Source organism: Pseudoalteromonas sp. UBA2102, from assembly GCF_002331165.1.
In the GTDB taxonomy this organism is placed as follows: domain Bacteria; phylum Pseudomonadota; class Gammaproteobacteria; order Enterobacterales; family Alteromonadaceae; genus Pseudoalteromonas; species Pseudoalteromonas atlantica.
Genome location: NZ_DCYU01000023.1, coordinates 47,023 through 54,547, shown reverse-complemented (window position 1 = coordinate 54,547; position 7,525 = coordinate 47,023). Strand labels below are relative to the sequence as shown.

Annotated in this window: 5 protein-coding genes and 1 pseudogene; all 6 read left to right on the top strand. The window is 41.7% G+C overall.

Annotation, left to right across the window (positions count from 1 at the left end; genetic code table 11):
• Window positions 1–270, top strand: a pseudogene (locus B2R65_RS02565) (glycogen debranching protein GlgX); the annotation flags it as partial.
• Window positions 263–2,800: a glycogen/starch/alpha-glucan phosphorylase gene (locus B2R65_RS02560; RefSeq protein ID WP_096042961.1), complete on the top strand. Its 2,538-nt coding sequence runs from the start codon at window positions 263–265 to the stop codon at window positions 2,798–2,800. The pseudogene B2R65_RS02565 and the gene B2R65_RS02560, both read left to right, overlap by 8 nt.
• Window positions 2,801–2,814: 14 nt before the next feature.
• On the top strand, window positions 2,815–4,116 hold the full coding sequence (gene glgC, locus B2R65_RS02555; RefSeq protein ID WP_004586432.1) for a glucose-1-phosphate adenylyltransferase: 1,302 nt from the start codon (window positions 2,815–2,817) through the stop codon (window positions 4,114–4,116).
• Window positions 4,117–4,157: 41 nt separating this feature from the next.
• Window positions 4,158–5,693, top strand: coding sequence for a glycogen synthase (locus B2R65_RS02550; RefSeq protein ID WP_286740793.1), 1,536 nt, complete (start codon window positions 4,158–4,160; stop codon window positions 5,691–5,693).
• A 91-nt stretch (window positions 5,694–5,784) separates the two neighbouring features.
• Window positions 5,785–6,999 carry an EAL and HDOD domain-containing protein gene (locus B2R65_RS02545; RefSeq protein WP_286740791.1) on the top strand — a complete coding sequence of 405 codons (1,215 nt, stop codon included), beginning with the start codon at window positions 5,785–5,787 and terminating at the stop codon, window positions 6,997–6,999.
• A 19-nt stretch (window positions 7,000–7,018) separates the two neighbouring features.
• The coding region (locus tag B2R65_RS02540; protein WP_476748305.1) for a DUF418 domain-containing protein at window positions 7,019–7,525 on the top strand (507 nt) is incomplete at its 3' end.

Below are 7,525 nucleotides of genomic sequence, written 5' to 3'. Positions count from 1 at the left end.
AACGAGCATTGGCACGAGCCACAGCGCCAGTTTTTAATGTATAGCTTGTTAGATAAGCAAAATAAATACGCCTTATTAATCATTTTAAATGCGAGTAAAAAAACAGTTTTTTGTAAGTTACCCCCATCGCCTATCGCGGCGCAATGGGACATGGTTTTATCAAGTGTACATAACGCATCGGTGAGTAGTAAAGAGGATGCAATAGTCGAAATTTCAGCACAAAGCAGCTGGGTTTTTAGTGCAAATTTAGAGGACGATGGTCATGTCTAAGCAAGACGAAAATGTGTGTGTGGTAAAAGGGTGGCAAGAAGGCCCTGTAATTGATGAAAGCACTTTAAAAGATGATTTAACTCGGCACTTTTATTACAGTTTAGGGCGTGACAAAGTGGGTGAGTCGCAACTGTATTTATATCATGCGCTTGCGCTGACAATCAGAGATCGGCTGGTTGCACGTTGCAGAGAAACCAAACAACAAATCAAGCAAGAAAAACGCCGTAAAACAGCTTACCTATCGCTAGAGTTTTTAATGGGTAGAGCACTTGGTAATGCAATTTTAAATCTCGACTTAGACGAGCAAGTCTCCAATGCACTGCAAGAGTATTGCACCACAATTGAAACCGTAGCCCAGGCAGAGCACGATGCAGGGCTAGGTAATGGTGGCCTTGGGCGTTTAGCTGCCTGCTTTTTAGATAGTTGTGCAAGCCTTGCGCTTCCCGTGGTTGGTTACGGTATTCGCTACGAATACGGTATGTTTAACCAATCATTAAAAAATGGCCACCAAGTTGAGCAACCCGATAACTGGCTTCGTGAGGGGCACCCGTGGGAGCTTGCCGCGCCTGAGCAATCACAACGAGTGAAGTTTTTTGGGCACGTACAAAGTTATACCGATAAACATGGGCGCGAACACCGTCAATGGGTTGGTTGTCACGACGTATTAGCTGTGCCATATGATGTGCCTATTCCTGGTTATAAAAACGACATTGTTAATACGCTAAGGCTATGGAAATCAGAAGCGACCGACGAATTTAACTTAACCGAGTTTAATGCGGGTAGTTATTCAGAAGCGGTAGCGCAAAAAAACCTAGCAGAACAAATCACAATGGTGCTTTACCCAAATGACAGCAGTGAAAATGGTAAAGAGCTTAGATTGCGCCAACAGTACTTTTTATCATCAGCGAGTATTCAAGATATCGTATCGCAATGGGTTGAACAATACGGCGAAGACTTTAGTGACTTTGCTGCACATCATGTATTTCAATTAAACGATACGCACCCAAGTATTGCCGTGGCAGAGTTAATGCGCATTTTAGTTGATGACTACGAGCTTGATTGGGATAACGCGTGGGAAATTACAACCAGCACAATGGCTTACACTAACCACACGCTATTGCCAGAGGCATTAGAAAAATGGTCAGTGCCGCTTTTTGCGAAACTATTGCCGCGAATTTTAGAAATTATTTATGAAATAAACGCCCGCTTTTTAGCGCAAGTGGCACAGCATTGGCCAGGCGATGCAAGTAAACAGCGCGCGCTTTCGTTAATTGAAGAAGGCGACGTGCCGCAAATACGCATGGCTTATTTAGCGATTGTGGGTAGCTATTCGGTAAATGGTGTGGCCGCACTACATACCCAACTTTTAAAAGAAGGGCTATTTAAAACCTTTTACGAGCTTTGGCCTAACAAGTTTAATAATAAAACCAACGGGGTTACCCCAAGGCGTTGGTTAGCACACTGCAACCCGGCCTTAAGTCATTTAATTACAGAAAAAATTGGCTCAAAATGGGTTAGCGATTTTGCAGATATAAGCCAATTACGCCGCTACTTCGACGACACTGCGTTTCATCAGCAATGGCAAAATGTTAAACGCGAAAATAAACAACGTCTCGTCGATTTAGTGAAAGAGCGCTGTGGTGTTGATTTTGATGTAGAGATGATGTTTGACGTACAAGTTAAACGTATTCACGAATACAAACGCCAGTTATTAAATGTACTTCATGTTATTCATTTATATGACCGTATACGCCGAGGCGATACCACAAACTTAGTACCACGTTGTGTGCTACTAGGGGGTAAAGCCGCCCCTGGTTATTACATGGCTAAAAAAATAATTAAGCTAATTAATAACGTAGCTGAGGTTATTAATAAAGACCCACTTGCAGCGCCTTATTTACGAGTTGCGTTTTTGCCAAATTATAATGTGACCGCCATGGAAACTATTTGCCCTGCAACCGATTTATCAGAGCAAGTATCGACCGCAGGTAAAGAAGCATCAGGCACTGGTAACATGAAGTTTATGATGAATGGTGCGCTTACTATTGGCACGTTAGATGGGGCGAATATTGAAATTAGAGACGCTGTTGGCGCTGATAACTTCTTTTTGTTTGGTGCGCAGGCTCATCAAATTGATGATATTAAATCACGATATAACCCTTCACATTTAATAGAGCAAAACAGCGACCTAAGCCATGTAATGCAGTTACTCGAAAGCGGGCAATTTAACCTGTTTGAGCCTAATTTATTTGACGACATTATTAATGCTATTAAAAGCCCTCACGATCCGTGGTTGGTTGCACATGACTTTGAAAGCTATGTGGCAGCGCAAAAGCAGGTAGAGGCTGCGTATCAAGACCAAACGCATTGGACGCAAATGAGTATTTTAAATACGGCCGCAAGCGGCATATTTTCAAGCGATAGAACCATAAGCCAATACAGTGAAGATATTTGGCACCTAACCCCCCTAACTATTAGTGAAACAGACTTACACGCAACTACGAGCCATGCCACTAAGAGCACAGACTAAACGGAGAGAGTATTATGCCTAGTTATGCAAATCGTTACATAAGTAGCTTAACCCGAGATACGTACGCGTTAATACTGGCTGGTGGACGCGGCTCACGCTTACACGAATTGACAGATTGGCGCGCAAAGCCCGCTGTTTATTTTGGCGGTAAGCACCGTATTATCGATTTTCCATTATCAAATTGTATCAATTCGGGTGTGAGGCGTGTAGGCATAGCCACACAATATAAATCGCACTCTTTGATTCGCCATGTTAATCGCGCCTGGGGCCATTTTAAAAAGGAGCTGGGGGAGTCGGTTGAAATTTTACCCGCATCTCAGCGTAATGGTGATGAGTGGTATTGTGGGACTGCCGATGCGGTTTTTCAAAACATGGATATTATTCGCCACGAACTGCCAAAATATGTGATGATTTTGTCAGGCGATCACGTTTATCGAATGGATTACGGCGCTTTATTAGCCGAGCATGTGCAAAAAGGCGCCGACATGACAGTATGTTGCCTTGAAGTACCTGTTGAAGAGGCTGCAGATACCTTTGGGGTAATGACCGTTGATGAAAAAAATCGGGTATGTCGCTTTGATGAAAAGCCTTCGATCCCCAGCTCTGTCCCTGGTAAGCCAGGTACCTGCTTAGCCTCTATGGGCAACTATGTGTTTAATACTGAGTTTTTATTTGAGCAGCTAAAAAAAGATGCTGAAAATGAAGGTTCTGGCCGCGACTTTGGGCACGATATTATTCCGGCAATTATAGAAGAGCACAGTGTGTATGCGTTTCCGTTTAGAGATCCCATGCAAGAAGGGCAACCTTATTGGCGCGATGTAGGAACGTTAGACTCGTTTTGGGAAGCCAATATGGAATTGGTAATGCCCGAGCCACAGCTAGATTTATACGATCCAACCTGGCCGATTTGGACCTATCAAGAGCAGTTGCCACCGGCTAAGTTTATTTTTGATGATGAAGATAGACGCGGTATGGCGGTAGACTCAACGGTATCAGGAGGGTGTATTGTATCGGGCTCAGTGGTTAGAAAATCACTGCTGTTTTCAAACGTGCACGTGCGTTCATTTTGCGAAATAGAGCAATCAGTAATTTTACCCGGAGCTCTCATTAATCGTCATTGTAAAATTAAGCGAGCCATAATTGATCGAAGCTGTGAAATACCCGCAGGGCTTGAAATTGGCTACGATAGAAAAGCCGATGAAGAAAATGGCTTTAGGGTATCTAAAAAAGGCATCGTATTAGTCACCCGTGATATGCTCACGGAACTTGCTAAAAAGCTTGAACGTCAAGCACACGAAAATAAAAAGTTCGCTTAAAATCGGATGCGAATAACAAAGGTTAAGGAAGTAGTAAATAAATGCATGTATTAATGGTTGCCGCAGAAAACGATGCTTTACCAAACGCTAAAGTGGGCGGGGTAGCAGATGTAGTCAGAGATGCCCCAAAAGCACTGGCAGCACAAGGCGTGAGCGTAGATGTTGTTATTCCTGATTATGGGTTTGAGCAATTGCAACGTGAATATATAGGTGATGTCACTGTTATATTTAGAGCGCAGCCACAGGTATTATCTTTATTTAAAATAAGTGATGACAACACACACATTAATCAATTTGTTATTTCGCACCCACTGTTTAGCCAATCGGGTTCGGTGTATTGCAATGACGAACCCGGGCGACCTTTTGCTACTGATGCAACAAAATATGCATTATTTAGTGCCGCTCTATGTGAAGCGCTGCTACAGGGTTTAATAACGCGCCCTCAAGCACTGCATTTACACGATTGGCATAGCGCGTGTGTCACCGTATTATTAAAATTTGATAAACGCTACGATACCCTCGCTAATTTACATATTGCCTATACAGTTCATAATTTAGCACTGCAAGGGATCAGGCCTTTTAAACACGACGACTCGAGTTTGGAGGCTTGGTTTCCGTCGTTAGGTTATAACGGGCAACATTTGTGCGATCCTCGTTACCCACACTGTTTTAACCCTATGCGCAGTGCTATAAATTTGGCAGATAAAGTTCATTTAGTCTCACCTACTTACAGTACTGAGGTACTAAAGCCGAGTAATTATCAGCAAGGTTTTTTTGGTGGAGAAGGCTTAGAGCTTGATTTACAAAATCAATCGGCTCAAGGCAAGGTGGTGGGAATATTAAATGGCTGTGAATACCCTGAGCAAAACCCTAAGCAAGTTACTTTATCGCTCTTGTATGAGCGTATTGAACATACTTTATTTAACTGGATGGCAAAACATGAGCAGCTTGAAACGAGCTACTATGTGGCGCATCAGCGCATGCTGCAGTTTAAAAACACGCCAATAGATGGGCCCCTTGTAACAAGTGTTGGCAGGCTGACCGAGCAAAAGGTGTTATTACTTTGCCAACAATACGGTAATGCATTAGCGCTTGATAAAGTGTGTGAAATAATTAACCGTTTTAACGGTCGTCTTATTATTTTAGGCTCTGGTGACAAAGCCCTTGAAAGCATTTTCACCAAGGCCATGGCACGTAATGCAAACTTATTGTTTTTAAAAGGTTATGGGCAAGGTATTGGCGATAGCCTATATGAGCTTGGGGATTTATTTTTAATGCCAAGCTCGTTCGAGCCATGCGGAATTAGTCAAATGCTTGCTATGCGCGCAGGGCAACCTTGTTTAGTACACAGTGTTGGCGGTTTAAAAGACACCGTAAGCCACAACAACAATGGCTTTGCATTTTCTGGCGGCTCGTTGGATGAGCAAGTTGATGGGTTAATGACATGCTTAACTGAAACCCTTACGCTAAAACAGCAAAATCCTAAGCAATGGAGTAACATTACAGCTAATGCTAAAGGAGCACGTTTTTCGTGGGAAACGGTCGCTGCTGATTATATTTCAAGCATGTATTGCTAAATCATTAAAATTAAACGCAGTAGAAGTGACATTTATACCTATTTACGCTATTAATTACTTAGTTTGAGTATATAAATAAGAAGTAGGTAATGTGTCTGTATTTGTTGCAAGGCAAGCAATATTCAATCGTAAGCAAAATGTAGTTGCTTACGAGCTTTTATTTCGTAATAGTGCTGAAAACTTTTTCCCCGATATAGAAGAAGGTCAAGCAACTGCTCGCCTAATAATGGAAAACCAGCTTAATTTAGGCACACGCCACATCACCTCCGGTAAAACGGCACTGATAAATATAGGCCCTGACTCTTTAAAGCACAATTTATGTGACTTTTTACCCTGCAAAGATGTGGTCATTGAGCTGCTTGAAACCATTGAACCCACCGACGATAACTATCAGCTTTGCAGAGAGCTTTTTCATAAAAACTATAAACTCGCATTAGATGACTTTGTTTATAACGAGCAATGGGAGCGATTTTTAAAGTTTATTAAGCTAGTAAAATTTGATATTGCGCAAACGCCTTTATCAGATATTGCTGAGATTGTAGAAAAACTAAAACAGCATAAAAAAATAAAAATATTAGCAGAAAAAATAGAAACCCAAGCCGATTATCACCAAGCACATAAAATGGGGTTTGATTACTTTCAAGGCTACTTTTTTGCCAAGCCCACAATGCACGAACAGCAAGACATTGATTATAACTATGCGTTAGTTGTGGCTATTTACGCGCAAGTAATGAAACCAAGCCCAGATATAAAGCAAATTAGTGCGTTATTTGAAGCCGATGCGGCCTTGGCTTATAAGCTTATGCGGCTAATTAACAGCGGTGTTTTTCCTATTCAGAGTAAAATATCATCTATTAAGCAGGCGTTAGTGTATTTAGGGCATGAGCGTTTAAAAAAGTTTGTTAGTTTAATTGTTACCGCGCACACCGCGGGTAAAAAGCCAGCAGAGCTAATGCAAGTGTGTGTAGTTAGAGCACGCTTTTGTGAGCTAATAGCAAAGCAGGTGTCTATATCGTTGGCGGGTGAGGCGTTTTTAACCGGCTTGTTTTCGTTACTAGATGCCATACTCGATCAACCTATGAGTTTATTAGTCGAAAAATTACCTTTTCCTGATGATATTAAAGCGGCATTACTAAACGAAAAAAACACCCTATATTATATTTTAAATGTAGTACAAGCGTACGAAACAGGTAGCTGGTGGACATTAGAAAAAGCCGTTATATTACTTAATGTTAAAAGTGATGTGCTGCCAGGGTTATATAATCAAGCCGTAGATTGGGCAGATAATTATAAAAATAATAGTTAAAGGACAGTAACCGCTCATTATGCGAAATTATAATATGGACTTTATTCGCGGCATTGCCGTGCTTTGCTTAGTGTATATGAATGGATATGCGTTTGGCTTAATGGATTATAGCTATATTCCTTTATCTACCCCGCCTTTTAGCGACACCCTTATCCATGCTGTGAGTACTTTTTTTGTTGATGGCCGATTTAGAACGCTGTTTAGCTTACTGTTTGGGGCAGGGCTTTATATTCAGTGGCAAAAAGTTAAATCAACAGCGCCTTTAAAAGCGCGATTGCATTGGCTTATCATTTTTGGTTTGGTACATGGTTTTTTACTTTGGGCTGGCGACATTTTATTTTTGTACGGTGTATCTGGCTGGTTTGTTCTAAAATATTTGCAAAGTAATAATCAACTGCTTGTAAAAAGGGCAGGGGAGTTTCTTTTAATTGGTTGTGTAGCCACGGGGTTGGTGCTCTTTAGTGCGCCAGATGAGCTCGTTTATCGTGACTCAGCGCAGTATATCGATTTATATAGCCCGCATTAC

What these genes read in the sequence shown, in the direction of transcription:
- B2R65_RS02560 (WP_096042961.1), top strand. Translation starts at nt 263, where the DNA reads ATGTCTAAGCAAGACGAAAATGTGTGTGTGGTAAAAGGGTGGCAAGAA.
- glgC (WP_004586432.1), top strand. Translation starts at nt 2,815, where the DNA reads ATGCCTAGTTATGCAAATCGTTACATAAGTAGCTTAACCCGAGATACG.
- B2R65_RS02550 (WP_286740793.1), top strand. Translation starts at nt 4,158, where the DNA reads ATGCATGTATTAATGGTTGCCGCAGAAAACGATGCTTTACCAAACGCT.